Below are 26,504 nucleotides of genomic sequence, written 5' to 3'. Positions count from 1 at the left end.
TTTCAGTTCATAAAAAAACCTAACAGCGAACTGTTAGGTTTAGTAAATATAGGAATAATATAATTAGAAAAATAAATTCTTAATAATTATACTCTTCTTTGCTGATCAATAATTCATTAAAATCATCTTTAGATCCTACAAGCGTGTTGTCGTATTCTCTCATACCTGTTCCTGCTGGAATTCTATGTCCTACAATAACGTTTTCTTTCAATCCTTCTAAGTAATCTACTTTACCAGCTACTGCTGCTTCGTTTAATACTTTAGTAGTTTCCTGGAACGATGCTGCAGAAATAAATGATTTCGTTTGAAGCGATGCTCTTGTGATACCTTGTAAAATAGGTGTAGCCGTAGCTGTAATTACCTCACGTGCCACAACAAGATTTTTATCATTACGTTTCAATAGTGAATTTTCATCACGTAAATCACGTGTAGTAATGATTTGACCTGGTTTTAGCGTATCAGAATCTCCTGCATCTTCAACCACTTTCATTCCGTATAATTTATCATTTTCAACGATAAAGTCTTTCGTGTGGATCAATTGATCTTCTAAGAACAAAGTATCTCCTGGATCTTGCACTCTAACTTTACGCATCATCTGACGAATCACTACTTCAAAGTGTTTGTCGTTAATTTTCACCCCTTGCAAACGGTATACTTCTTGAATTTCATTAACCAAATACTGCTGAACAGCTGCAGGTCCTTGAATTCTCAAGATGTCATCTGGAGTAATTGCTCCATCAGACAAAGGCACTCCCGCTCTTACGAAGTCATTTTCTTGTACAAGAATCTGGCTTGAAAGTTTAACAAGGTATTTTTTGATTTCACCAAATTTAGATTCGATAATTATCTCACGGTTACCTCTTTTGATTTTTCCAAAAGAAACAACTCCATCAATCTCAGAAACTACAGCTGGATTCGAAGGATTACGAGCTTCTAACAACTCTGTAATTCTTGGCAAACCTCCAGTAATATCACTAGATTTTGACGAACGACGTGGAATTTTCACTAAAATCTTACCTGCTTTAATCTTCTCACCATCGTCAACCATCAAGTGGGCTCCAACTGGTAAGTTGTAAGAACGAATCAATTCGCCGTCTTTACCGTAAATCAATAAAGTTGGAATCAATTTTTTATTTCTTCCTTCCGAAATTACTTTCTCCTGGAATCCAGTTTGCTCATCGATTTCCACCATGAACGAACTTCCTTGTTCTAAATCTTCGTAAGCGATTTTTCCTGTAAATTCAGAAATAATTACTCCGTTATATGGATCCCATTTACAGATGGTTGCTCCTTTTTCTACAATATCACCGTCTTTTACGAAAATACTAGATCCGTAAGGTAAGTTATGTGTATTTAGAATAATACCTGTTTTAGCATCTACTAATTTCAATTCTGTTGAACGTGAAACAACAATATCCGTTTTGTTTCCTTCCGAATCTTCCCCTTTAACCGTTTTCAAATCCTCTATTTCTAAACGACCTGCAAAACGAGTAACGATACTTGATTCTTCAGACAAACCTCCCGCAACTCCACCTACGTGGAATGTACGAAGTGTTAACTGTGTTCCTGGCTCTCCAATAGACTGTGCGGCAATTACACCTACAGCTTCTCCTCTTTGCGTCATTTTTCCAGTCGCTAAATTTCTACCGTAACATTTAGCACAAATACCTTTTAAAGCTTCACAAGTCAATGGTGAACGAACCTCTACTTTTTCAATTGGTGCAGCTTGAATAGCTTTCATAATTGCTTCCGTAATTTGTTCTCCAGCTTCCACAAGAACTTCTGAATTCATCGGATTGATTACATCTTGCAATGCAACACGTCCTAAAATTCGCTCTCCTAAAGTTTCAACAATTTCCTCATTCTTTTTCAAAGCGCCAACTTCAACTCCTCTTAACGTACCACAATCTTCGATGTTTACAATAACGTCTTGAGAAACGTCGTGCAATCTTCGCGTCAAGTATCCAGCATCTGCCGTTTTCAAAGCCGTATCTGCTAATCCTTTACGAGCACCGTGTGTTGAGATAAAGTATTCAAGAATTGAAAGTCCTTCTTTAAAGTTAGAAAGAATTGGATTTTCAATAATTTCACCACCACCAGCTGTTGATTTTTTTGGCTTAGCCATCAAACCACGCATACCAGTCAACTGACGAATTTGCTCTTTAGAACCCCTCGCTCCTGAATCAAGCATCATGTATACCGAGTTGAAACCTTGTTGGTCTTCACGGATATTTTTCATTGCTAATTCAGTTAATTGTGCATTCGCAGAAGTCCAGATATCAATAACTTGGTTGTAACGTTCGTTATTAGTAATAAGACCCATGTTGTAGTTAGCAGAAATTCCTTCTACTTGCTCTCTTGCGTCAGCAATCAATTGTGGTTTTTGTTCTGGAATACGAATATCACCTAATGAGAATGAAAGTCCTCCTTTAAATGCAAATTTGTAACCCATATCTTTCATGTAATCCAAGAAAGCCGCTGTAGTAGGTACATCTGTAACGCTTAAAACGTGACCGATAATATCTCTAAGGTTTTTCTTAGTCAATACATCATTTATATATCCTGCAGCTTCTGGCACTACTTCATTAAACAATACACGACCAGCGGTAGTTGTAATAATTTTGTAAACCAATTCTCCAGTTTCATTGTAATCTTTAGCTCTGATTCTTACACGAGCATTTAATTCTACTCTTCCTTCGTTTAAAGCAATATTTACTTCTTCAGCAGAATAGAAAGTCAAACCTTCACCTAAAATTTTATGCTCCGGTGTTGACAAACGTTCTTTGGTCATGTAATACAGACCCAAAACCATATCCTGAGAAGGTACCGTAATTGGCGCTCCATTCGCTGGATTCAAAATATTATGAGAAGCCAACATTAATAGTTGAGACTCCAAAATAGCTTCAGGTCCAAGTGGCAAGTGAACTGCCATTTGATCCCCATCAAAATCCGCGTTAAATGCAGTACATACTAACGGGTGAAGTTGAATTGCTTTTCCTTCAATTAATTTTGGTTGGAACGCTTGAATACCAAGTCTGTGTAATGTAGGAGCACGGTTTAATAATACCGGGTGCCCTTTAATTACATTTTCTAGAATATCCCAAACAACTGGTTCTTTTTTGTCAATTATTTTCTTCGCAGATTTAACCGTTTTTACAATTCCTCTTTCGATTAATTTACGAATCACGAAAGGCTTGTAAAGTTCCGCTGCCATATCTTTAGGGATACCACATTCGAACAATTTTAATTCTGGTCCAACAACAATTACCGAACGAGCAGAATAATCCACACGTTTTCCAAGTAAGTTTTGACGGAAACGACCTTGTTTACCTTTCAATGAATCAGAAAGCGATTTCAACGGTCTGTTAGATTCTGTTTTAACAGCAGAAGCTTTACGTGTATTGTCAAATAATGAATCAACCGATTCTTGCAACATACGTTTTTCGTTTCTCAAGATCACTTCTGGAGCTTTAATCTCCATTAATCTTTTCAAACGGTTGTTACGAATAATTACACGACGGTATAAGTCATTCAAATCCGAAGTTGCAAAACGACCTCCATCAAGTGGCACAAGTGGACGTAATTCTGGTGGAATAACTGGAACCACTTTCATAATCATCCATTCTGGACGATTTTCGCGGTTTAAGTTAGACTCACGGAACGACTCAACAACTTGCAATCTTTTTAGCGCTTCAGTTTTACGTTGTTTAGACGTTTCATTGTTAGCAGCGTGTCTTAAATCATAAGACAATTGATCTAAATCAATACGAGCTAGCAAATCCATAATACATTCAGCACCCATTTTGGCTACGAATTTATTAGGATCGAAATCATCTAAATATTGGTTATCAGCAGGAAGGGTATCTAAAATATTCAAATACTCTTCTTCTGTTAAAAAGTCTAATCTTTTTACAGATTCACCTTCTGGATTAGTAGCAATACCTGCCTGAATAACTACATATCTTTCGTAGTAGATAATCATGTCTAATTTCTTAGACGGTAATCCAAGGATGTATCCAATTTTATTTGGCAAAGAACGGAAATACCAGATATGAGCTACAGGAACTACCAAATTGATGTGTCCTACTCTGTCTCTACGTACTTTTTTCTCTGTAACTTCAACACCACAACGGTCACAAACAATTCCTTTGTAACGGATACGTTTGTATTTTCCACAAGCACATTCGAAATCCTTTACAGGTCCGAAAATTCTTTCGCAGAACAAACCGTCACGCTCTGGTTTGTGCGTTCGGTAGTTGATGGTTTCTGGTTTTAAAACTTCACCACGAGATTCTGCCAGAATAGATTCTGGAGAAGCCAAACCAATAGAGATTTTACTGAACCTTTTGATAGGAGTCTTGTCTCTATTATTTGTATAATTGTTATTATTTCTATTATTCATCATAGTTTTTACTATTGATTTATGTGCAATTAAAAAATTGATTTTGGTTCCTAATTCACTCTTTAAAGTAAACCTTAAACCAGTACCTCGAATTACTTCTCTAAACCCCAAATTTTCATTGAAGTGCTAATTATAAAATCAGTGTGATTAAATAAAAAATCGGAACGATTTACGGGTATAAATCTTAAAAACTTTCTATTAGTAAACAGTTGCAGTCGCGGTTTACAGTATGAAACTGAAAACTGCGACTGAAAACTGTACACTGTATTTATTCTTCTAAACGAATGTCAAGTCCAAGACCTTTCAATTCGTGCATCAATACGTTGAATGATTCTGGTAAACCTGGTTCTGGCATTGATTCCCCTTTTACGATTGCCTCGTAAGTTTTGGCTCTACCAATAACGTCATCCGATTTTACCGTTAAGATTTCACGTAGAGTACTTGACGCTCCATAAGCCTCAAGTGCCCAAACTTCCATCTCTCCAAAACGTTGACCACCAAATTGTGCTTTACCACCTAATGGTTGTTGTGTAATTAATGAGTACGGTCCTATTGAACGCGCGTGCATTTTATCATCAACCATGTGTCCAAGTTTCAACATGTAGATTACTCCAACAGTTGCTCTTTGGTGAAAACGCTCTCCAGTTCCTCCATCGTACAAGTACGTATGACCGAATCGTGGAATTCCAGCTTCGTCCGTTAATTCGTTGATTTGGTCCAAAGAAGCACCGTCGAAAATTGGTGTAGCAAATGTACGATCCAACTTCTGTCCAGCCCATCCTAAAACCGTTTCGTAAATCTGTCCGATGTTCATACGAGATGGTACACCAAGTGGATTCAATACAATATCAACAGGAGTTCCGTCTTCCAAGAATGGCATATCTTCATGACGAACGATTCTTGCAACAATACCTTTGTTACCGTGACGTCCTGCCATTTTATCACCTACTTTCAACTTACGTTTCTTAGCAATGTAAACTTTTGCCAATTTCAAGATTCCAGCCGGAAGTTCATCTCCAACAGTAATCGTAAATTTCTCTCTTCTTAACGCTCCTTGTAAGTCGTTTAATTTGATTTTATAATTGTGAATCAAATCATTAACAAACTTGTTCGTTTCGTCGTCAGCAACCCAACTACCTTTACTTAAGTGAGCAAAGTCTTCCACAGAATTCAACATTTTCTGAGTGTATTTTTTACCTTTTGGTAAAACTTCTTCTCCTAAATCGTTGGTTACTCCTTGCGAAGTTTTTCCGTTTACGATGTTGAATAACTTTTCAACTAATTTATCTTTAAGCTCGTTAAATTTCACTTCAAAGCTCATTTCTAAACTGTCTAAATCCTCTTTGTCTTTAGAACGTTTGCGTTTATCTTTAACTGCTCTTGCGAATAATTTTTTACCTAAAACTACACCGTGTAAAGATGGAGACGCTTTTAATGAAGCATCTTTTACATCACCTGCTTTATCCCCGAAGATTGCACGAAGCAATTTCTCCTCTGGAGTAGGATCTGATTCCCCTTTTGGAGTAATTTTTCCGATCAAAATGTCACCAGGTTTAACCTCGGCACCAACTCTGATCATACCGTTTTCATCTAAGTCTTTAGTAGCCTCTTCAGAAACGTTAGGAATATCGTTCGTTAACTCTTCGTTACCTAATTTCGTATCACGAACATCTAATGAATAATCATCGATGTGGATAGAAGTAAAGATATCGTCACGAACCACTTTTTCAGAAATTACAATCGCATCCTCAAAGTTGTACCCTTTCCATGGCATAAATGCTACCTTTAAGTTTCTACCTAAAGCTAACTCACCATTTTGAGTTGCATACCCTTCAGAAAGTACTTGTCCTTTTACAACTCTGTCTCCTTTTCTTACGATAGGTTTCAAGTTGATAGACGTACTTTGATTGGTCTTTCTAAATTTAATTAAATTGTATGTTTTTTCGTCAGTGTCAAAACTTACCATTCGCTCTTCATCTGTACGGTCGTATTTAATAGTGATGATATTAGCATCCACATATTCAACAACACCCGCTCCTTCAGCATTAATCAATACTCGAGAATCAGAAGCAACCTGTCGCTCTAAACCTGTACCTACGATCGGAGCTTCCGGACGTAATAATGGCACAGCTTGACGCATCATGTTAGATCCCATCAAGGCTCTATTCGCATCATCATGTTCCAAGAAAGGAATTAATGAAGCTGAAATTGATGCAATCTGGTTTGGTGCCACATCGGCATAATCCAATTCAGTTGGCGCTACTACTGGGAAATCGGCATCTTGCTTGGCAATTACGTTTTCTGCAGTAATTTTTCCATCTTTATCAATTTCAATATTCGCTTGAGCGATCAACATACCTTCTTCTTCTTCTGCACTTAAATATACAGGATCAGAATCCAATACTAATTTTCCGTTAGTAACTTTACGGTAAGGAGTTTCGATGAATCCCATTCCATTCACTTTAGCGTAAACACCTAGTGACGAAATAAGTCCAATGTTTGGTCCCTCTGGAGTTTCAATCGGACATAAACGACCGTAATGCGTATAGTGAACGTCACGTACCTCAAATCCAGCTCTTTCTCTAGATAAACCTCCAGGTCCAAGTGCTGACAAACGTCGCTTGTGCGTAATCTCAGCTAATGGATTCGTTTGATCCATAAATTGAGACAACTGGTTTGTACCAAAGAATGAGTTAATAACCGACGATAATGTTTTAGCATTAATCAAATCGATAGGTGTAAACACCTCGTTATCTCTAACGTTCATTCGCTCACGAATGGTTCTCGCCATACGAGCCAAACCAACACCGAATTGAGCTGAAAGTTGTTCACCAACAGTTCTAACACGACGGTTTGACAAGTGATCAATATCGTCAATCTCTGCTTTAGAGTTGATCAATTCGATCAAGTATTTTACAATTGTAATGATATCTTCTTTGGTCAAGACTTGCTTTTCCATTGGAATATCCAACTGTAATTTTTTGTTCATTCTGTAACGACCTACTTCACCTAAGTTGTAACGTTGGTCAGAAAAGAATAATTTATCGATGATACCACGAGCCGTTTCTTCATCAGGCGGTTCAGCATTACGTAATTGTCTGTAGATATGTTCAACGGCTTCTTTTTCAGAATTCGTTGGATCTTTTTGAAGCGTATTGTGAATGATGGCATAATCAGCTTGATTAGCATCTTCTTTGTGCAACAAAATTTGTTTAACATTCGCTTCAAGGATTTCTTCCACATTATCTTTGTCGATAATTGTATCACGATCCAAGATGATTTCGTTACGTTCAATAGAAACTACCTCGCCAGTATCCTCATCCACGAAATCTTCGTGCCACGTGTTCAATACTCTTGCAGCTAATTTTCTACCAATATATTTTTTCAAACTTGTTTTAGAAACTTTAATTTCTTCCGCAAGGTCAAATATCTCAAGGATATCCTTATCACGTTCGAAACCAATTGCTCTAAACAAAGTTGTTACCGGTAATTTTTTCTTTCTATCGATGTACGCGTACATAACACTGTTGATATCGGTAGCAAATTCTATCCAAGAACCTTTGAAAGGAATTACACGTGCAGAATATAATTTAGTTCCATTAGCATGGAATGACTGACCAAAGAACACTCCTGGTGAACGGTGCAATTGCGATACAACGACACGTTCTGCACCATTGATTACAAAAGTACCACTTGGCGTCATGTAAGGAATAGTTCCTAAATAAACGTCTTGTACGATTGTTTCGAAATCTTCGTGTTCAGGATCTGTACAATACAATTTTAAACGTGCTTTTAATGGCACACTGTAAGTAAGACCTCTTTCGATACATTCTTGAATGGAGTAACGTGGTGGATCAACAAAATAATCAAGGAACTCTAAAACGAATTGGTTTCTAGTGTCAGTGATTGGAAAGTTTTCCATGAAGGTATTGTAAAGCCCTTCGTCGCCTCTTTCATCAGATTTAGTTTCCAATTGGAAAAAATCTTTAAAAGATTTAACCTGAATATCCAAGAAATCTGGATAATTAGGTATATTTTTAGTAGAGGCAAAATTCAATCTTTCAGTCTGATTTGTTATCATCTATGGACAAAATTTTGATTAAAAAAAAGTGATTTTCGTGTATAAACACTAAGTAAATCCATACTTTCTTTTTTAAATCGAAACATCTATAAAAAGAACCAAGTTGAAGTTCTATTTTTTCTTCGTAGCGATTAAAAGCTTTTCGTATTCAACTGAATGACTAATAAAACCGGATATAATTTTATTATACGAAAAATGGTTTAGGTCATTGGAAGTGATTCCAAGACCTAAACCTTATTCTTAAAACTTAGTAAAACTATTTAAGTTCAACTACAGCTCCAGCTTCTTCTAATGATTTTTTAAGACCTTCAGCCTCATCTTTAGTTACACCTTCTTTAACGTTTGCAGGAGCACTATCAACTAAATCTTTAGCTTCTTTCAAACCTAAACCAGTTAATTCTTTAACCGCTTTTACAACAGCTAATTTAGAAGCACCAGCTTCTTTAAGAACTACTGTAAATTCTGATTGCTCTTCAACAGCAGCAGCATCTCCACCACCTGAAACCATAACAGCTGCAGCAGCAGGCTCGATACCGTACTCGTCTTTTAATATTGTTGCTAAATCGTTAACTTCTTTAACTGTTAAGTTAACTAATTGTTCTGCGAATTGTTTCAAATCTGCCATTTTTTCTATCGTTTAAAATGATTTGTAAAATATAATTTATTTATTGTGCGCGTTATTCTGAAACCTCTTCGTTTTTGAATTGGTTTAAAAGAGCTGAAATAACTCTTTGTGCTGGAGATTGAAGTAATCCAATGATTTCCCCAATAACTTCCTCTTTCGATTTTAGCGACGCTAATGAATCTAAAAGTTCGTCTCCAATGTAAATCTCGGCGTTAATGTATGCTCCTTTCAGAACAGGTTTGCCTGATTTCTTACGAAACTCCTTCATAATTTTTGCTGGCGCATTAGCCACATCAGAAAAGAAAATAGCACTATTTCCTTTTAATGTTTCTGGCAATTCACCATAATTATTTTCTGAAGCTTCCATTGCTTTTGCAAGCAATGTATTTTTAACTACTGCTAATTTAATATCTGCTTTAAAACAAGCTCTTCTTAAATTTGATGTAGCATCTGCATTTAATCCAGAAATATCTGCAACATATACTATGTTTGTACCAGCTAACTGTGCAGTTAAATCTTCAATCGCGATTGATTTTTCTTCTCTAGTCATCCTAAAAATTTTTAACTACCAATTATACAGCTTTAGGATCTAAAGCTATAGCAGGACTCATTGTAGATGAGATATGGATACTTCTAACGTAAGTACCTTTCGCTGCAGTTGGTTTCATTTTGATTAATGTTTGAATAATTTCGTGAGCATTGTCAACGATTTGCTCTGATGAGAAAGAAACTCTTCCAATACCAGCGTGAACAATACCTGTTTTATCAACTTTAAAGTCGATTTTACCAGCTTTTACTTCAGTTACTGCTTTCGCAACATCCATAGTAACCGTACCAGTTTTAGGGTTTGGCATCAAACCACGAGGTCCTAAAATACGACCTAATGGACCTAACTTACCCATTACAGATGGCATCGTGATGATAACATCAACATCCGTCCAACCGTCTTTAATTTTTTGAAGGTAATCATCTAAACCTACGTAGTCAGCACCAGCAGCTTTAGCTTCCGCTTCTTTGTCTGGAGTAACTAAAGCAAGAACTCTTACATCCTTACCAGTACCATGTGGTAAAGTAACTACACCTCTAACCATTTGATTTGCTTTTCTTGGATCTACACCCAATTTAACAGCAATATCTACTGATTCATCAAATTTTGCACTTGCAACATCTTTAAGCAATGCAGCAGCATCTTTCAAAGAATAAAGCTTGTTTTTTTCGATTTTCGAAGCAGCTTCTTTTTGTTTTTTTGTCAATTTTGCCATGTCTTTTCTTAATTAGAAGGAGCGTCTCCCGTTACAGTTATACCCATAGATCTAGCTGTACCAGCAATCATACTCATTGCAGCTTCCAATGTGAAAGCATTCAAATCTACCATTTTGTCTTCAGCAATTGCCTGAATCTGCGCTTGAGTTACTTTCGCAACTTTCTTACGATTCGGCTCTCCTGAACCTGATTTCAATTTGGCTGCTTCTAATAATTGAACAGCAGCAGGTGGTGTTTTTACAACAAAGTCAAACGACTTGTCTTTATACACTGTAATCTGAACTGGACAAATCTTGCCGGCTTTATCTTGTGTTCTTGCATTAAATTGCTTACAGAACTCCATGATATTAACACCAGCAGCACCTAGAGCAGGTCCAACCGGTGGCGATGGATTCGCTGCACCTCCCTTAACTTGTAGTTTAACTACTTTACTAATCTCTTTAGCCATTGTTTTGAATTTAACACCTCAATCGTGGAAGCGAAAGAAGCGGTTTATTATATGTGTAACAAAAAATTATACTTTTTCAACTTGCATAAAACTCAATTCCAATGGTGTTTTTCTTCCGAAAATTTTCACCATTACTTCAAGTTTACGCTTTTCTTCATTGATTTTTTCAACCGTACCGTTAAATCCGTTGAAAGGCCCATCAACAACCTTAATTGTCTCACCGATATTGAAAGGAATACTGTGTGTGTCAGTTTTAACTGCCAACTCATCCACTTTACCCAACATACGGTTTACTTCAGATATTCTCAAAGGAACTGGATCTCCGTTTTTAACTTCACCCAAAAACCCTATCACACCTGTAATTGATTTAATAATGTGTGGTATCTCACCTGTAAGATTAGCCTCAACCATCACATAACCTGGAAAATAAACGCGGTCTTTGATGATTTTTTTTCCTTCACGCATTTGTACTACTTTTTCAGTAGGTACTAATACCTGAGAAATATAATCCTCCATTCCTAAACGACTAATTTCTGTCTCAATATATGCTTTGACTTTGTTTTCTTGCCCACTTACCGCTCTAACAACATACCACTTCTTCACATTACTATCAGTCATCATTATGCTTTTATCCAGTTAAAAAAGATGGTCAATGCCTTAGCAAAAAACTCATCAACACCCCAAGTTGCTAATGAAAATAATATTGAAAAAACAGCAACTACAATCGTTAGACGTTGCACCTCTGCCCATTCTGGCCAAGTCACATTTAATCTTAATTCTTCAAATGCTTCTGATATATAAGTACCAACTTTTGACATTATAATTTTGTTTTATTGCACGGGCGGAGGGATTCGAACCCCCATCAACGGTTTTGGAGACCGCTATTCTACCCTTGAACTACGCCCGTAATTAAAGCCAGTGATTATTTCAATAATGAAAACCCACTGGCTTTGGTATAATTTATAAAATAATTATGCTAGAATTTCAGTAACCTGACCTGCACCTACAGTTCTACCACCTTCACGGATAGCAAAACGCAAACCTACGCTCATTGCGATTGGGCTTAACAAAGATACATTGATAGTTAAGTTGTCTCCTGGCATTACCATCTCTACTCCTTCTGGAAGAGTAATAACTCCTGTTACGTCAGTTGTACGTGCGTAAAACTGTGGACGGTAGTTATTATGGAATGGTGTATGACGACCACCTTCTTCTTTTTTCAAGATATAAACCTCTGCTTTAAAGTTAGCGTGTGGCTTAACAGATCCTGGTTTAACAATTACCATTCCTCTTTTGATATCTTCTTTAGCAATACCTCTTAACAAGATACCTGCGTTATCTCCTGCTTCACCTCTATCAAGGATCTGACGGAACATTTCAATACCAGTAATAGTAGATGTCAATTTCTCAGCACCCATACCGATGATTTCAACTGGATCTCCAGTATTACAAATTCCAGTTTCGATACGACCTGTAGCAACAGTTCCACGACCTGTAATTGTAAATACATCCTCGATAGGCATCAAGAAAGGCTTAGCAGTATCTCTTTCTGGCTCTTCAATCCAAGCATCAACAGCTTCCATTAAAGCTAAAACTGTATCAACCCATTTTTTCTCACCATTCAAAGCACCTAAAGCAGATCCTTGGATAACTGGACCATTATCACCATCATACTGATAGAAAGATAATAAATCTCTGATTTCCATTTCAACTAACTCTAACAACTCCTCATCATCAACCATATCCACTTTGTTCATGAATACAACGATTCTAGGAATACCTACTTGGCGACCTAAAAGAATGTGCTCACGAGTTTGTGGCATTGGACCATCAGTAGAAGCTACTACCAAGATAGCGCCATCCATTTGAGCAGCACCAGTAACCATGTTCTTCACGTAATCCGCGTGACCTGGACAGTCAACGTGTGCATAGTGACGATTAGCCGTTTCATACTCTACGTGAGATGTATTAATAGTAATACCTCTTTCTTTTTCTTCTGGAGCATTATCAATCTGATCGAAAGATTTTGCTACGTTTTTAGAAAAACCTGCTTCAGTTAATACTTTAGAAATTGCAGCAGTTAATGTCGTTTTTCCGTGATCTACGTGTCCAATTGTACCTATATTTAAGTGCGGTTTGGAACGGTCAAAATTCTCCTTTGCCATGTTACTTAATTTTTAATCTTAGTTATATATTAGTGTTCAAATTCTTATTTAGTTGAGCCAATGACGGGAATTGAACCCGTGACCTCTTCCTTACCAAGGAAGCACTCTACCCCTGAGCTACACCGGCGGTAAAGTTTAACTCGTGATTTTAAATTTATTTCATCTAAAATCGAAACTTTTTTTGTGGGGAGAGCAGGATTCGAACCTGCGAAGTTTACACAGCAGATTTACAGTCTGCCCTCGTTGGCCGCTTGAGTATCTCCCCTAACCATTTTATTTCCAATTCCTTAAAGAACAGAGCCGGCGGAGGGACTCGAACCCACGACCTGCTGATTACAAATCAGCTGCTCTAGCCAACTGAGCTACGCTGGCGATAATAAAAAAAGTCCGCTATTTCTAACGGACTGCAAATGTATATCTTTTTGTATTTTAAACAAAACTTTTATAACTTTTTTTTTATTAAATATGAGTTCTCAATTTTTCTTTGCGTTTTATCAATAACCGCTCTAACGATTCCGAAGCGGTTTCAACTGCTTCTTCAAATGTCTTGCACTGCTTTTTGACCATAAAATCATCACCAGGCACATTCACTTTTATCTCGGCAACCTTATTCTCTTTGTCGCTTGTTTTTTCAACTTTCAAAAAAACATCAGCATCAACGACCTTGTCATAATATTTTTCTAATTTATTCATTCGCTCTTGAATGAAATCAATTAATTTACCATCAACTGTAAAATTTACTGCATTAACATTTACCTTCATAATTATTCCGTTATTTGATTAAACATTATTTTTTTTGTCTTGGATGAGAAGCGTCGTGCACTTTTTTTAACTCAGAAAGACTATTATTTGTATAAACTTGCGTAGAAGCTAAGGAAGCATGTCCCATCAATTCTTTTATCGAATTAATATCCGCACCGTTACTCAATAGATGCGTTGCAAAAGAATGTCGAATAATGTGCGGACTCTTTTTTACCTTCCCAGTAACACCACTAAAGTAGCCATTAATTAACCGATAAACAAGTGAAATATTTAGTTTTTTTCCCAATTTGGTGACGAAAAATAACGAAGCACAAGGAAGCACTTCTAAACGAGAACGTTGATCTAAATAATCTTTGATCTGAACAACGACCTCGGGTAAAACAGGAATGATCCGTTCTTTATTTCGCTTCCCTACTACCTTAATAGTATTTGAATACAAATCAACATTTTGCAACTTTAATTCAATTAATTCAGCTCTACGAATTCCTGTCGCATACAATAAATCAATTATTAATTTATTTCGTTTTCCTTCAAAATCAGAAGAAAAAACTCCATCAGCCAAAACATCTTTCACTTCTTTTTCAGAGAAGGGAATTTGAATTTTCTTTCCTGTCTTTAAACTTTTATGTTTTAGTAACGGATTAACTTCAATCTGCTTCGATTTTAATAAAAATTTATAAAATGCTTTTAAGGAAGAGATCTTCCGATTTACAGAAGTCGGACTAAGGTTTTTTTCAATCAAAAAAACAATCCAACTCCGAATTTGACTGTAATTCACTTCCGTCAAATCTTCTTGTTCAAAAATAGTCGCAACAAATTCCGCAAAATCATTTAAATCCTTTTCATACGCACGAACCGTATGAACCGAATAATTTTTCTCTTGCAGCAAATATTCTTTAAAAGCGAGTTGATTTTTATCCATAAAAAAACCGTTAGTATCAAAGATATTAAACTTTGACCACTAACGGTACTTATTTTAAAAAAGCTGTAATTTAGTTTTCTAAATTGTCCTTCATGTTTTGGATGTAGGCTGCTTTCTGGATTTTAATTCTGTTTACAACAGAAGGTTTGTGAAAAGCTTGACGTGAACGCAACTGACGAACAGTTCCTGTTTTATCAAATTTTCTCTTATAGCGCTTTAATGCTCTATCGATATTTTCTCCGTCTTTAATTGGTATAATTAACATAATATAGACACCTCCTCTCTTTAGCCTGCAAAAGTAGTCAAAATTTCTACATGCACAACAATTCGAGGAATTATAATTTTAAACAATAATTTAATTAATCAAGGCGTGCCGCTGGCTACCTCATTCTCGGAAAGCAAACTACCTCATTAAGCCACCGTCGGGCTTTGCGCTGCAAGTCCTCACTGCGTTCCGGGCTTTCCACTGCAATCCCTCACGCAAAAAACAAATTTCTAACGCAGGAATTTTTGCTGTTATTACTTTACCGCAGGCGTATAATTTTGATTGTCAATTATCATTTTAGACAATATCTCTTTCAAAATTTCAGAAGTTCCTCCACCAATTGGTCCTAAACGACTGTCTCGCATCAAACGTGCTAAAGGATATTCTTCCATATAACCGTAACCGCCTAACATTTGCAAACAACTATAAATCGTTTCATCTGCCACTTTTGTAGATTTCAATTTGGCCATAGTCGCTTCCTTCACCACGTATTCCTTCTTATCTAATCGGGCAACTGCTGCATAATTAAATATTTTACAGTGTTCCACATCCGTAGCATGTTCTACCATCGTGTGTCGCAAGGCTTGAAACTTATTAATTGTTGTTCCAAATGCTTCACGTTTTGACATATAATCAATAGCATATTCTAAAGCATATTCTGCTCTCGCATGTGCGTTAATTGCCATAATCAAACGCTCCAATGCAAAATGCTGCATGATATACGGAAAACCTTTTCCTTCTTCACCCATTAAATTTTCTGCAGGAATTTCAACATTATCAAATGCAATTTCTGCTGTGTCCGAAGCTCTCCAACCTAATTTATCTAATTTAGTAGCAGTAATTCCTTTCAATCCAGTATCCATTAAGAAGATACTGATTCCTTTATTTCCCAATTCCGGATTCGTTTTAGCAGCAACGATGTAGTAATCTGCATAAACTCCATTGGTAATAAAAGTTTTCGAACCGTTGATGATGTACTTATCGCCTCGCTTAACAGCAGTTGTTCGCATTCCAGCAACATCACTACCACCAAAAGGTTCTGAAATACACAATCCTCCAATTTTATCTCCTAAAATACTTGGCGCTAAATAATCTTGTTTAATGCGTTCGTCTCCCTCTGCATTCAAATGCGTCATAGCCAAATAAGCGTGAGCCCACATTGCAGCTGCAAAACCGGATGAATTTATTTTTTGTAACTCTTCAAGAAATACTACCGTGTAAAACAAATCAAGATTCATTCCGCCGTAAGCTTCCGGATAGTTGATTCCGAAGAAACCCATTTCGCCAAACTTTTTCCAAATAAAGCGTTCGATTGTACCCGTTTTTTCCCATTTTTCAATGTGTGGCACAACTTCTTTTTGTAAAAAATCTTGTAAGCTTTTTCGGAAGGATTCGTGTTCCTCGGTAAAGTAAGTTGAATTCATATAATTGACCCTTTTATGTTCTTTTTTAGAAGTTCAAATATAAGGCAATTATCGCAACCCTATCGGTAGCAAATCCTTTAATTTTTGTTAAATCCTCCGAATCCTTTATTTTACCATTCATCGAACGGTAAATAAGTATCTCTCGAGAAAGCGCATAATTGAAAAATGGAAACGCTGACAACTCCTTCAACGTAGCTTCATTAATATTGATTCTCTTTACTTGCGAAACATCAACGACTTTAAAATACTGATTCAAATAATCAACGACTTCGGGAGATAATCCCCAGATAAATTGCATTTGGTCCATGGTTGCGAATGCGCCAAATTTATCACGTTCCTTTAAAATCCGTACAGAAATTGCTTCTCCAATTCCTCGAATTTTAATCAAATCTTCTGCAGTAGCGTGATTTATGTCTTTCACGACAATCACTTCTTTCTCTTTCTTCGGAAACGGCGTATAGCTAGAAGTGTATTCTCTTTTCTGATTGACCCAATCGGGAAATTTGAAATAAACTGCCATTTCTTTCAACAATGAATCCGATACTTTGGTGACTTGCTGAAATTCCTTCGCCGAATTCACATATTTATTCTCTTTTCGGAAAGCAAATAATCGATCGAGTTGCTCCACGGTCATTCCCAATTTATATCCTTTGTAATCAGTGATGAAATTGGGATTGTAGGGATAAATCTTCTGCTTATATTCAGTTTTAAATTCTTTAAGTGAATCTATTTTAGTTTGAAAAGCCAACCATTCTTTCTTTTCTTGTGAAGATTCTTCAGTAATTGTTGCAGGCAAAAATTGAGAACCAATCTGAACACTTATTATCAATGCAAACAAAATCAACAACCCAATGCGTTGGGAAGAGGTGAATTTTTGAAAGAAATAAGTGGGTTCCTTTTTCATAAATCAAATACGGAAGTGCGCTTGGCGCGAATCAAATCTTTCAATTTAAGCCAAAACGCCAAGGTCAAATAAACGCCAAACCACAGTCCTGCCGTAACAAACGAAATGTAAATGAAAAATAGACGGACACTACTCGCTCTCATTCCTAGCTTGTCAGCCAAACGAGAAGACGCATTAAAACCGTGTTTTTCAAAAAAATATTTCAGTTGGAGGACAAGTGACATAGTAATTTATTTTACACAAAATTAAACATTTTTTACATCATTAGTCGGATTCAGCAATTGGATTCCAATCGCACACGACAAACATTTTTTCAGATTGCAATATTCATTTTTCAACTGCAATAGTGATTGGCTGTCAAAAGCATTGTTCACTGAAAGACCCAAATCTTTAAACTTATCAATTATTGCATTCGATTCCGGTTTAATTTCATGCATAATTGCCATCAAACGTTCCTGAATTTCCTCGTCACGACTTTTGAAATAAGCAAACTGCAACGGAACAATCGTATTAATCATAACCAAATCAATAAATTTAGCAGATAATTTCTTCACGCGTTTTGGACTGACTTTGTCAAAGGTGTAGTGCGTTTGCCAATACTCTGAAGTGCCGACATCAAAGATTTGGGAAACTTCTTTTACACTTTTCACCTTCACGCAATCTGTAAAAAGTTGCTGATTTCGAGCAAAAACTTGTGCCAATTGTGACAGTCGAATGTTCGGGAAATTATCAGGCCTTAACTTAAAAAATTGCAACGGAATGGTTCGCTTGAAATCCAATTGGTATTTCAAAACGAGGTAACCAAAGCGACTTTGCAATTCTCTATAGTACAAATCTTCCTTTTCGCCATCGAGCAAACCACAGAAACCAAAGAACAACGCTTCAAGATTTAGTGCATCTGCACTTTCCCTACGAATAATAGCAAACGGAATGTTTTGTGCCAACTCCATGAAGGCAATTCCATTGGTATTTAGTCCGAAATTCTTCGCCAAAAGAGAAAATAAAACCGCTTCCCAATCCTTATTTAATTTTATGAATTGTTCATCGATGGATTTTTGCTTTCGCTCCAAACGTTCTATAAAAAGCCGTTCAAGCCAATTTGAATAAGTAAAATCATCGACGTCTTGAATCTGATTTTCGCAATAAATCCAAGATTTTGGACTAGTTAATTTTTGAAAATTTTCAATAAAATCCTTTGAAACGTACTCTTTAAGAATGAGCACCGGAATTTCAATATTATTTTTCCTAAAAATATCAACGTCGTGTTCCCAAACTACATGCAATATCACATTTTCATACGCGGTATCTTTTTCATGATGGTGCAAATACCAATCGGAGGATTTGAGGTGAAGTTCAATATTCCCCGCCCATTTTTGACCGTCAATAGTAATTTGACCGTTAAAGAAATCAGGGCCTGCATTTTCTAAATAACTCCCGACATTGATAATCGTAAATTTCTCGCCGCGTGAAGTTTGCAGCGACTGGAAATCAAATTTTTTGTACCTCCATATATAATGTAAAAAATCTTCTTTCATCGGAATGGGCTTTAAAATTAATATATGGCGTCTACTTTATCGAAAGATTTATTAAAAGTACTAAATTTTTCAATATCCAAAACTTATATTTGCGATACAACTCCATATATTATGAAAAATATATTTTTATTGTTCGCCGTTCTTTTATTCACGGGCATTCAAGCTCAAAAAAAACCGAACGCCGTTCAAATTACTTATATAAAATCCTCAAACGGAACGGTTTTGGAAAACCAAGACCCAATTCTAATCTATGCCGATAAAAACCAAACGATTGTTACTTCAGAAAAAATTGCATCGAAAAAAGCAGCATTCCCTTACGAGTTTTTCTACTTAAATCACTCCAGTAAGCATTGGTTTCAAACCGCTCAACTGAACGAAAACAAATCAATTTCAACAGTAGACAGTACTTCTATTGCCAATCAGAAATTTACATATGGCACAGAAACAAAGAAGATTTTAGGTTATGTATGCAAAAAAGCAACTACTTCTATAAATTCAAATACCATTGATATTTGGTACACAAATGAATTGGACTTAAAAGGAGCTCCTTCGGCTTTAGGACAAGATTTAGGTCTCGTTTTAGAAGTGACGCGAAATGGCAATTACAGCATTACGGCTTCAAAAGTGCAGAAACTTAAAAGTATTCCAACTGAAATCATCCAAATTCCTAGTGCAAAAAGCACCACGGACGTCTTAAGTTACCGCGACGAATTGTGGAAATCACGATTTACAACCATTTCTATTTTTGAAAATGAAACTATTAATTTTTCAGATAAATCAATTTCAAACGACAGCATTTTCAGATTTGCAGCAGGAACTGTGATTGCGAAAAAAATTAAAGTAGGAAAAATTCCGAACGGAAGTCAAGTTTTCATAGACTTAAAAGAACAATCCAATGGCGACGCTTACGACCGAACAGGTTCCGTATTCGTTATTCCAACAAATTCAAAAATCAGCTTTTTCGACGCGTTGCAAAATGGAAAAGCAGTTTTGCCACTTTACGAAAACGGAAATGGCAAACAATACCAAGGTGTGGTGAAAACCAATGAATATACTCCAGTTGTCGAATTGATGCGATTCTTTACTCCTTTTGGAGTAAACCATTTCAACTATTTGAAAATGAAAAATAAAGATTGGGAAGAAGCCGTTTTTTACCGCCAAGACATAAGTGATTTGGCTTCTGTTTTAAATGACCAAGAAGTAATTGTTGGCGTTTTTATTGGGAATTACGATCAAGGTGGCCATAAAGTCAGTTTAAATTTGACTATTCACGAAGAAGAATCTAAAGCGAAAGCGAAGAAAGTAATTTCGTTGTTCAATACATTGAATGTGATGGAAATGGCGGGACAAGATTATGCTACGATGTTCAATTCGGATAAAGGATTAGAAGTGAAATTTACTTTAACCGAAGATGTAGCGAATGCCAAATTAAGATACATCACGACCGGTCACGGCGGTTGGGGAAACGGCGATGAATTTGTACCCAAGAAAAACAGCATTTTTCTAGACAATCAAGAAACGTTTAGTTTCACCCCATGGAAAACCGATTGCGGTTCCTATCGAAATTACAACCCTGCTTCGGGAAATTTTGAAAATGGATTGTCTTCTTCTGATTACAGTCGGTCGAATTGGTGTCCCGGAACGACTACAAATCCACTATTTATTGATTTAGGGAATTTGAACGCAGGGGAACATACGATAACGATTAAAATTCCACAAGGAGAAAATGAAGGAAACAGCTTCAGTTCGTGGAATGTTTCGGGGGTTTTGATTGGGGAATAATTAGCGTTTATTAAGTTCTGACGCTTTTATGATAACGACTTTTCCATCACGCATGATTACTAACGATTGGTTCTTTTCAATTTTGGATTGAACCATTCGTTCAAAAGACAATTCAAGTCCTTTGGAAACTTTTTCAAAAAAATCATCTTTTTTTGGAGCTACTTTCTTATTCATATTATTTTAGATTTTTTAATAATCACAGACCAACTCTTTGCATTATAATATTTCAGGCAAAATGGTGAAGGAAGCCGTTGTTTTTCCCGCACCATTGCAACCTGCTATACTATAAAGATTTTTTTCTTGCACTTATTTAATCGTACTAATGATGTCGTGTTTTGTGATAATTTGAAATTTCCCGTTTTCCAAAGCGACCAAAACCGCTTGGTTTTCTTTCTTGATTAACTTTGAAATTTCAGCAACAGAACTTGCTAATTGAACTATTGGAAAAGGTTTACCCATTAGTTCTTTAATCGGTCTATCGGCAGTATTCTTATCTGAAGAATAACTTTCTAAAATCGCTGCTTCATCGACACTTCCTACAAATCCGTTAATGTCGATTACTGGAAGTTGCGCGATGTTGTGTTTGTTGAAACGAGCGATGGCATGAGAAACCAATTCTTCCGTTCGAGCAATTAACAAAGGTTGGTCAATCTTATTTTTAATCAAATCGTGAGCGTTCGTTATCGTTTCGTCTAGAAAACCTTGTTGACGCATCCAATCGTCGTTGAACATTTTTCCTACATAACGGCTTCCACTGTCGTGAAATAAAACTACAACAACATCTTCAGGTTTGAAATGTTCTTTTAATTGGTGCAAACCTTTGATGCAAGAACCAGCTGAATTTCCTACGAAGATTCCTTCTTCCAAAGCAATTTTACGCGTGTAGACCGCTGCATCTTTGTCCGTTACTTTTGTAAAACCATCGATAACCGAAAAGTTTACATTTTCAGGTAAAATATCTTCCCCAATTCCTTCTGTGATGTACGAATAAATTTCGTTTTCGTCGAAAATACCGGTTTCATGGTATTTTTTGAAAACCGAACCGTACGTATCGATTCCCCAAATTTTAATGTTTGGATTTTTTTCTTTTAAATATCTTCCTACTCCCGAAATGGTTCCACCTGTTCCTACTCCAACCACAAAATGGGTAATTTTTCCTTCGGTTTGTTCCCAAATTTCAGGACCTGTTTGTTCGTAATGCGCCAAAGCATTCGAGGGATTGTCGTATTGATTTACGTACCAAGAATTTGGAATTTCATTCGCTAATCGTTTTGAAACCGAATAATAAGAACGCGGGTCTGTAGGTTCCACATCTGTTGGACAAACGATTACTTCCGCACCAACGGCACGAAGAATATCCATTTTTTCTTTCGATTGTTTATCAGAAATTACGAAAATACATTTGTAGCCTTTTACAATCGCCACTAATGCTAACCCCATTCCGGTGTTTCCTGAAGTTCCTTCAATGATGGTTCCTCCTGGTTTTAATCGTCCGTCTGCTTCTGCATCTTCAACCATTTTTACAGCCATTCTGTCTTTAACAGAATTTCCTGGATTGAAGGTTTCGACTTTAGCTAAAACCAATGCGTCAATTCCTTCAACTACTTTATTCAGTTGTACTAAAGGCGTATTTCCGATAGTTTCTAATATATTTTTTGCGTATTTCATGTTGTATTTATTGGGTTGCAAAGCGGATCGTTGCAACAATTAAAACGGGTACAAAGGTATTGATAAAAAAAGAGATTACAAAAATGCTATGGAAACCCATATAACCCCGATTGCAGTGAAAATACACGCCTTTTTCTGGCGGGTATTGCAACGGAAAGCTGGAATAAGGAAACTGGATAAGCCTACTGATTCGTTCCTGAAAATTATTGAAAGAAGTTCCAAACTAAACCGAAACGAACGATAAAGTCGCGGTACGGGTAACTTGGCGCGCTGTAAAAATCATTTCCGGTAAATGCAGAGTTGAAATGTTCCGCTTTTAGATAGATTCTAGTTTGGCGAATTTTTGCGTTTATGAAAAAATCAAACATTGGAAAGTCGCCGATTTGTTTTTGGTTTTGATTGTAGAAATCCCCTACGATCGGGTTGTAATCGCCTGCGTAAAACTTAGTAAAATAATTGAAGGTGATTCCGGTTTGAAGGAATAACGCTCTTTTAAATAAATGGTCAGAGAAGTAAAATGTATTTCTTGTGGTGAATTTGGGTACATTCAAAACACCTTCGTTCTGCTCTACTTGCTGGTATAAAAAAGTGTTGTCTAAAGCAAACTTACCAAAAGTAAATTCTCTGCTTAACTTTAAAGAAAAGTACTTGATGGTTCCCGAAAATTGTTTTGGAGAAAGCACGACTTCAAGCGGATTTATGCTGGTATTTTCAAAATACAACTTATCTTCCATCGTTGAAATTTGAGCGGAAGCATTCAACCATTTCGTTGTTGCAATGGCCTCAAGATTATTCACTTTTTCGTTATTGAAATTGTTGAACCAATTGTAACCTTTGTAGCTGCTTTGAAATAAATTATAAACGTGGTCCGGGATTTTCGTGTTGTTTTGCAATTTGAAGCCTACACTATTTTCTTCGTCAATTTGAAAATTAGCTTTAACATCTAAATTTCGCATAGGTTGGTCTGAAATTGAATTTGAAAACGTCGCGATTCCATTCCAACGACCTTTTTGATACGTATAGCTTCCGCCAATGGTATTGATTCGATCGTTAATTGAACTTGGAATTACAGCGCCATCTGCATAAACGATAAGCGTTTTGTAATAATAATTGTAATTAAAATCTTCTACAAAAAACTGAAAATTTCCAAGTAATGTGTTCTCGTAAGTAGCGCCAATTTTATTATACATTCGGTTGTAGCGTGTCTTATCCTGAATATATGCCGTCACGTAAGAATCACCATATCGATTGAACACAGTTGAGCCAAGTCCGTCTGGGTTTAAGATTGTCGATGCAATTGTTTTCTGAGTAAATTCAAAGAATTTGTTTTCAAAGTTGAACTGATGATCGATAAAGATATTATTAGCTCCTTGCTTTTTATTGATCCTAAAATGATGGTCATAAAAATACCTATTCCCATCAAGAAGTGATTTCGCATCTTCATTGTAAACCGCTAAACGAGCACGTTCTTTGAATTTTGAATCATCGCTTTCAAAATCAGACAGGTAAACAATTCCACCATTTTCACCATTAGATATATCTTGTGCTGTAAAATGCGTTTTAAATTGATAACGTAAATCGGTAGTATGATAATTTGCTGTAAATCTAAAATTTCCGGTGCTCGAGAGTTGGTTGACAAATTTCCCTAAAGAATTAAGTCCTTTGTAGGCTAATGAAAAATTAAAATTCTTCGAGGTATTTACAGTAATAAAAGCATCTAAATTCTGCCCTTGTTCCATTACGGTTTTAAAATACAATTCAGTTAATGGTGTTGCGACGGAATAATAGTTAATACTATTAGCTTGCATAAAATTAAAGTGCTTCCCTTGAAAACCAATTTCGGGAAAGGAAGAAAATTCGTTTAATCCAAAATCTAATGTTTGATACGTTTGCCCCTCATTCGCAAAAGGCAATAGTCCAAAATTATCTTTTATTAAATAATTAAAGATGTATTCTTTTCGAATATTCAAGGTCGTATCAAGATAAGTCGTGTCGTTCTCCATACTGATTATACGATACTGATCAATTGCAGCTCTCTTAAATTTTCCTGAAGTCGACTTTGTATCTTTGACCGTATCATTGAACTGAGGTGCCGCATTAGTAGAAATACCTTGCGACTGACTGTTAAGGATTTTTTTTCGCTGAGCAGAATTTACTTGCGACAGAAATAAAGCGAGAATGACAAAAAAGTACTTCAACGTTTTTCGATTTAATTTAAGCAAAGGTAGGTTTTTTTCTGAGAAATTTAGTAGCATATAAACTTCGCTGAAAAGCAAAAAACATCCATAAAAAAAGCGATTAATGCAGTAAATTGCACTAATCGCTTTTATATATTTTCAGAATTTAAAACTATTTTTTTACAAACTTCTTAACTAATACTTGTTCTTTCGACGTAAACTTCACAAAGTAAATACCTGATTGTAAATTAGAAACATCAATAGATTTAGATTTAAAATCGTAGTTTACTCCAATGGTTTTTCCAGTTAAATCTATAATTTCAATTTTAGAAATATCTTCAAAATTACTCGTGTCAAAATTCAACTTTGAGGACGTAGGATTTGGGAACACATTTACTACAGATTGGTCAGCTGTAAACTGATCTGCATTTAAATCAATAGAAGGACCAGAAATAATAAGAGAATAGGCTTGTAAATTACCCACAAGAGTACCTTTGTGTGATACAGTTACTGTATAAGTACCACTTGGTTCATCAATTTGAATTTTTTCAAAATTATCTCTAAAATTGTCGGCAGATCTAATTGCCGGAGCCGCTGGAACAGCAGGATCTAAAGTCCACGGGAAAAACGTTTCACCATCCTTGGTAATCCGAATATCTAAATCGTTAACCAAATTAGAATTTGTAGGATCAATATTTCCATTGTTAGCTACTCCTTCTTTATCGGTCCAAGAAATCGAAACCATTAATGGATTTGTTCCAGTAGCAGTAAACGTCTTAGAATAAGTTGCTGTATTATTCAAAATGTTTTCTTCCATCACTGAACTCAAACCTTTACCAGAAATAATTTGAGCTGCTGCTTCTGCATTTACTAATCCCCAACCAAAACGATAGTCAGGACCATCGGCATCACCTGATTCATCAGCGGTATGATTTATTAATCCTTTTAAAGTAGCCGCTCTCATAAAAGCAGTATATAAGTTGCTGTAATGTTGTTGTAATAACAATGCCACACCTGCTACTGCTGGACTTGCCATAGAGGTTCCTTGAAGACTACCATACGCCGTGTTTGACGTTGCAAGAGTACTTCTTACAGCAACACCTTTAGCCACAACATCCGGTTTAATTCTACCATCATCTGTTGGTCCCCAACTGCTAAAACTTGACATATTCACACTACTAGGTCCAGAATAAGCCAAAACTTGATTTACAGCTCCTACAGTCAAAAAGTTTTTGGCATTTTGCATTCCTCTGATCAAGTTGTATCCTCCCTTAGCGGCGATATGCCCTGCAATTGGTTGCGTATTGTCATTTCTGTCATTACCTGCGGCAGTCACTGCTAAATAATCAGGGGCTGCGAAGGCGATCTGGTCAAAACTTCTAGCTCTAGAATCGTAAGCGCCCAATTGCCAAGTATTATTCATAGTACTACCAATCCAGTACGAATGATTTGAGACTAACAATCCAAATCCCGCTTCATCTGCCATCTCAGCATAGTCGTAAGTCCAATTGTATGCAACCGCATTTCCCTGAAACGCAATACCTCTAGAAGCTAGATCGATTCCTGTTGCTACAATTGTTCCAGTAACGTGCGTTCCATGATCTTCAACACCTCCTGTATCGTTTACAAGCACTTTATAATTAGGAAATTCAACATGCGTATTTCTAACGGTTCCGCCATCCCAAACACCAACTTTCATCAGCTGTCCCTCTACGTTCAGTCCTAACGAACCGCCATTATACAATCTGTTTGCACGAATTGTTTGAGCAGAAAGTTTATTAGAAGTACGGTAGTAGAAAACCTCACCGTTTAAAACATCATAAATTTCAGAAAGTGTACCGTCGTTTCTCGTTATTCTAGATACTTCAGGATTTAAACGGAGATAATCAGCTATTCTCACTTCTCGCTCTTGGTCTTCCTTAGTGAATTGTAGTTTTAATTTTTGTAATTCTTTAACATCAGTATTTTTTATCACATCCACGAGTTGTTCACGTGTTTGTGCAAAAGTAAAAGTCATACTAAAGACAAAGAATAAAGTAGTAATTTTTTTCATTGTATAGTTTTAAAAAGATAAATGCGAA

At 36.3% G+C, this 26,504-nt stretch carries 21 protein-coding genes, 4 tRNA genes and 1 pseudogene; 1 reads left to right on the top strand and 25 read right to left on the bottom strand.

Features of this window, described 5'->3' with window-relative positions; genetic code table 11:
* Positions 1-79: 79 nt before the first annotated feature.
* The 20 genes from rpoC to YWA_RS0102145 all read right to left on the bottom strand — a co-directional run bounded on the left by rpoC (position 80) and on the right by YWA_RS0102145 (position 18,796).
* The gene (gene rpoC / locus YWA_RS0102240; RefSeq protein ID WP_026718518.1) at positions 80-4,405 is read right to left on the bottom strand and encodes a DNA-directed RNA polymerase subunit beta'; all 4,326 of its coding nucleotides are present in this window, start codon (positions 4,403-4,405) and stop codon (positions 80-82) included.
* Between the two features lie 265 nt (positions 4,406-4,670).
* On the bottom strand, positions 4,671-8,483 hold the full coding sequence (gene rpoB, locus YWA_RS0102235; protein WP_022826867.1) for a DNA-directed RNA polymerase subunit beta: 3,813 nt from the start codon (positions 8,481-8,483) through the stop codon (positions 4,671-4,673).
* Between the two features lie 256 nt (positions 8,484-8,739).
* Positions 8,740-9,108: a 50S ribosomal protein L7/L12 gene (rplL, locus tag YWA_RS0102230; RefSeq protein ID WP_022826866.1), complete on the bottom strand. Its 369-nt coding sequence runs from the start codon at positions 9,106-9,108 to the stop codon at positions 8,740-8,742.
* Between the two features lie 52 nt (positions 9,109-9,160).
* Positions 9,161-9,658 (bottom strand): 50S ribosomal protein L10, encoded by a 498-nt coding sequence (rplJ, locus tag YWA_RS0102225; protein WP_022826865.1) that lies wholly within the window; start codon positions 9,656-9,658, stop codon positions 9,161-9,163.
* Positions 9,659-9,680: 22 nt separating this feature from the next.
* Positions 9,681-10,370, bottom strand: coding sequence for a 50S ribosomal protein L1 (gene rplA, locus YWA_RS0102220; RefSeq protein WP_022826864.1), 690 nt, complete (start codon positions 10,368-10,370; stop codon positions 9,681-9,683).
* 8 nt (positions 10,371-10,378) lie between these two features.
* Positions 10,379-10,819: a 50S ribosomal protein L11 gene (rplK, locus tag YWA_RS0102215; protein ID WP_022826863.1), complete on the bottom strand. Its 441-nt coding sequence runs from the start codon at positions 10,817-10,819 to the stop codon at positions 10,379-10,381.
* A gap of 66 nt (positions 10,820-10,885) precedes the next feature.
* Complete coding sequence (gene nusG, locus YWA_RS0102210) at positions 10,886-11,437, bottom strand: transcription termination/antitermination protein NusG (protein WP_026718517.1); 552 nt, start codon at positions 11,435-11,437, stop codon at positions 10,886-10,888.
* Between the two features lie 2 nt (positions 11,438-11,439).
* On the bottom strand, positions 11,440-11,637 hold the full coding sequence (secE, locus tag YWA_RS0102205; RefSeq protein ID WP_022826861.1) for a preprotein translocase subunit SecE: 198 nt from the start codon (positions 11,635-11,637) through the stop codon (positions 11,440-11,442).
* Positions 11,638-11,655: 18 nt separating this feature from the next.
* Positions 11,656-11,726: transfer RNA gene (locus tag YWA_RS0102200), tRNA-Trp, on the bottom strand.
* A gap of 64 nt (positions 11,727-11,790) precedes the next feature.
* Positions 11,791-12,984 carry an elongation factor Tu gene (tuf, locus tag YWA_RS0102195; protein ID WP_022826860.1) on the bottom strand — a complete coding sequence of 398 codons (1,194 nt, stop codon included), beginning with the start codon at positions 12,982-12,984 and terminating at the stop codon, positions 11,791-11,793.
* 55 nt (positions 12,985-13,039) lie between these two features.
* Positions 13,040-13,111: transfer RNA gene (locus YWA_RS0102190), tRNA-Thr, on the bottom strand.
* Between the two features lie 57 nt (positions 13,112-13,168).
* Positions 13,169-13,249: transfer RNA gene (locus YWA_RS0102185), tRNA-Tyr, on the bottom strand.
* Positions 13,250-13,282: 33 nt separating this feature from the next.
* A tRNA-Thr gene (locus tag YWA_RS0102180) sits at positions 13,283-13,356 on the bottom strand.
* An 87-nt stretch (positions 13,357-13,443) separates the two neighbouring features.
* The gene (hpf, locus tag YWA_RS0102175) at positions 13,444-13,746 is read right to left on the bottom strand and encodes a ribosome hibernation-promoting factor, HPF/YfiA family (protein ID WP_022826859.1); all 303 of its coding nucleotides are present in this window, start codon (positions 13,744-13,746) and stop codon (positions 13,444-13,446) included.
* A 25-nt stretch (positions 13,747-13,771) separates the two neighbouring features.
* Complete coding sequence (locus YWA_RS0102170; protein WP_022826858.1) at positions 13,772-14,668, bottom strand: tyrosine-type recombinase/integrase; 897 nt, start codon at positions 14,666-14,668, stop codon at positions 13,772-13,774.
* Positions 14,669-14,738: 70 nt separating this feature from the next.
* The gene (gene rpsU, locus YWA_RS0102165; RefSeq protein WP_022826857.1) at positions 14,739-14,933 is read right to left on the bottom strand and encodes a 30S ribosomal protein S21; all 195 of its coding nucleotides are present in this window, start codon (positions 14,931-14,933) and stop codon (positions 14,739-14,741) included.
* Positions 14,934-15,187: 254 nt separating this feature from the next.
* Positions 15,188-16,357, bottom strand: coding sequence for an acyl-CoA dehydrogenase family protein (locus YWA_RS0102160; RefSeq protein ID WP_022826856.1), 1,170 nt, complete (start codon positions 16,355-16,357; stop codon positions 15,188-15,190).
* A 25-nt stretch (positions 16,358-16,382) separates the two neighbouring features.
* The gene (locus YWA_RS0102155; protein ID WP_022826855.1) at positions 16,383-17,261 is read right to left on the bottom strand and encodes a ComEA family DNA-binding protein; all 879 of its coding nucleotides are present in this window, start codon (positions 17,259-17,261) and stop codon (positions 16,383-16,385) included.
* The gene (locus YWA_RS0102150; protein WP_022826854.1) at positions 17,258-17,485 is read right to left on the bottom strand and encodes a hypothetical protein; all 228 of its coding nucleotides are present in this window, start codon (positions 17,483-17,485) and stop codon (positions 17,258-17,260) included. The genes YWA_RS0102155 and YWA_RS0102150 overlap by 4 nt, the downstream gene beginning before the upstream one ends.
* Before the next feature lie 21 nt (positions 17,486-17,506).
* The gene (locus YWA_RS0102145; protein WP_022826853.1) at positions 17,507-18,796 is read right to left on the bottom strand and encodes a DUF2851 family protein; all 1,290 of its coding nucleotides are present in this window, start codon (positions 18,794-18,796) and stop codon (positions 17,507-17,509) included.
* A gap of 111 nt (positions 18,797-18,907) precedes the next feature.
* Here YWA_RS0102145 and YWA_RS0102140 point away from each other — a divergent pair, with 111 nt between their 5' ends.
* Entirely contained in the window at positions 18,908-20,578 is a 1,671-nt protein-coding gene (locus tag YWA_RS0102140) for a GLPGLI family protein (RefSeq protein ID WP_022826852.1), read from the top strand.
* Here the strand turns inward: YWA_RS0102140 and YWA_RS15735 are convergent, their stop codons facing one another.
* The 5 genes and pseudogenes from YWA_RS15735 to YWA_RS14505 form a co-directional block, all read right to left on the bottom strand.
* The gene (locus YWA_RS15735) at positions 20,579-20,752 is read right to left on the bottom strand and encodes a hypothetical protein (RefSeq protein WP_022826851.1); all 174 of its coding nucleotides are present in this window, start codon (positions 20,750-20,752) and stop codon (positions 20,579-20,581) included.
* A gap of 45 nt (positions 20,753-20,797) precedes the next feature.
* Positions 20,798-20,884 (bottom strand): annotated as a pseudogene (locus tag YWA_RS15805) (zeta toxin); the annotation flags it as partial.
* A complete protein-coding gene (locus YWA_RS0102130) occupies positions 20,885-22,246 on the bottom strand; it encodes a pyridoxal-phosphate dependent enzyme (protein WP_022826850.1) in 1,362 nt (453 codons plus the stop codon).
* 203 nt (positions 22,247-22,449) lie between these two features.
* Positions 22,450-24,444 (bottom strand): putative porin, encoded by a 1,995-nt coding sequence (locus tag YWA_RS0102125; protein WP_051126917.1) that lies wholly within the window; start codon positions 24,442-24,444, stop codon positions 22,450-22,452.
* Positions 24,445-24,595: 151 nt separating this feature from the next.
* Positions 24,596-26,476 (bottom strand): S8 family serine peptidase, encoded by a 1,881-nt coding sequence (locus tag YWA_RS14505; RefSeq protein ID WP_022826848.1) that lies wholly within the window; start codon positions 26,474-26,476, stop codon positions 24,596-24,598.
* Between the last annotated feature and the right edge of the window lie 28 nt (positions 26,477-26,504).

This window comes from Flavobacterium antarcticum DSM 19726 (assembly GCF_000419685.1).
GTDB classification, from domain to species: Bacteria; Bacteroidota; Bacteroidia; order Flavobacteriales; family Flavobacteriaceae; genus Flavobacterium; species Flavobacterium antarcticum.
The sequence above is the reverse complement of the archived record's forward strand: the minus strand, read 5'-3'. Positions and strand labels throughout refer to the sequence as shown.

Coding starts and splice junctions, on each gene's coding strand:
- tuf (WP_022826860.1), bottom strand. CDS start 12,984: ATGGCAAAGGAGAATTTTGACCGTTCCAAACCGCACTTAAATATAGGT.
- YWA_RS0102160 (WP_022826856.1), bottom strand. CDS start 16,357: ATGAATTCAACTTACTTTACCGAGGAACACGAATCCTTCCGAAAAAGC.
- rplL (WP_022826866.1), bottom strand. CDS start 9,108: ATGGCAGATTTGAAACAATTCGCAGAACAATTAGTTAACTTAACAGTT.
- secE (WP_022826861.1), bottom strand. CDS start 11,637: ATGTCAAAAGTTGGTACTTATATATCAGAAGCATTTGAAGAATTAAGA.
- rplK (WP_022826863.1), bottom strand. CDS start 10,819: ATGGCTAAAGAGATTAGTAAAGTAGTTAAACTACAAGTTAAGGGAGGT.
- rpoB (WP_022826867.1), bottom strand. CDS start 8,483: ATGATAACAAATCAGACTGAAAGATTGAATTTTGCCTCTACTAAAAAT.
- YWA_RS15735 (WP_022826851.1), bottom strand. CDS start 20,752: ATGAATAAGAAAGTAGCTCCAAAAAAAGATGATTTTTTTGAAAAAGTT.
- YWA_RS0102155 (WP_022826855.1), bottom strand. CDS start 17,261: ATGAAAAAGGAACCCACTTATTTCTTTCAAAAATTCACCTCTTCCCAA.
- nusG (WP_026718517.1), bottom strand. CDS start 11,437: ATGACTGATAGTAATGTGAAGAAGTGGTATGTTGTTAGAGCGGTAAGT.
- rpoC (WP_026718518.1), bottom strand. CDS start 4,405: ATGATGAATAATAGAAATAATAACAATTATACAAATAATAGAGACAAG.
- rplA (WP_022826864.1), bottom strand. CDS start 10,370: ATGGCAAAATTGACAAAAAAACAAAAAGAAGCTGCTTCGAAAATCGAA.
- YWA_RS14505 (WP_022826848.1), bottom strand. CDS start 26,476: ATGAAAAAAATTACTACTTTATTCTTTGTCTTTAGTATGACTTTTACT.
- YWA_RS0102130 (WP_022826850.1), bottom strand. CDS start 22,246: ATGAAATACGCAAAAAATATATTAGAAACTATCGGAAATACGCCTTTA.
- hpf (WP_022826859.1), bottom strand. CDS start 13,746: ATGAAGGTAAATGTTAATGCAGTAAATTTTACAGTTGATGGTAAATTA.
- YWA_RS0102150 (WP_022826854.1), bottom strand. CDS start 17,485: ATGTCACTTGTCCTCCAACTGAAATATTTTTTTGAAAAACACGGTTTT.
- YWA_RS0102140 (WP_022826852.1), top strand. CDS start 18,908: ATGAAAAATATATTTTTATTGTTCGCCGTTCTTTTATTCACGGGCATT.
- rplJ (WP_022826865.1), bottom strand. CDS start 9,658: ATGACTAGAGAAGAAAAATCAATCGCGATTGAAGATTTAACTGCACAG.
- rpsU (WP_022826857.1), bottom strand. CDS start 14,933: ATGTTAATTATACCAATTAAAGACGGAGAAAATATCGATAGAGCATTA.
- YWA_RS0102170 (WP_022826858.1), bottom strand. CDS start 14,668: ATGGATAAAAATCAACTCGCTTTTAAAGAATATTTGCTGCAAGAGAAA.
- YWA_RS0102145 (WP_022826853.1), bottom strand. CDS start 18,796: ATGAAAGAAGATTTTTTACATTATATATGGAGGTACAAAAAATTTGAT.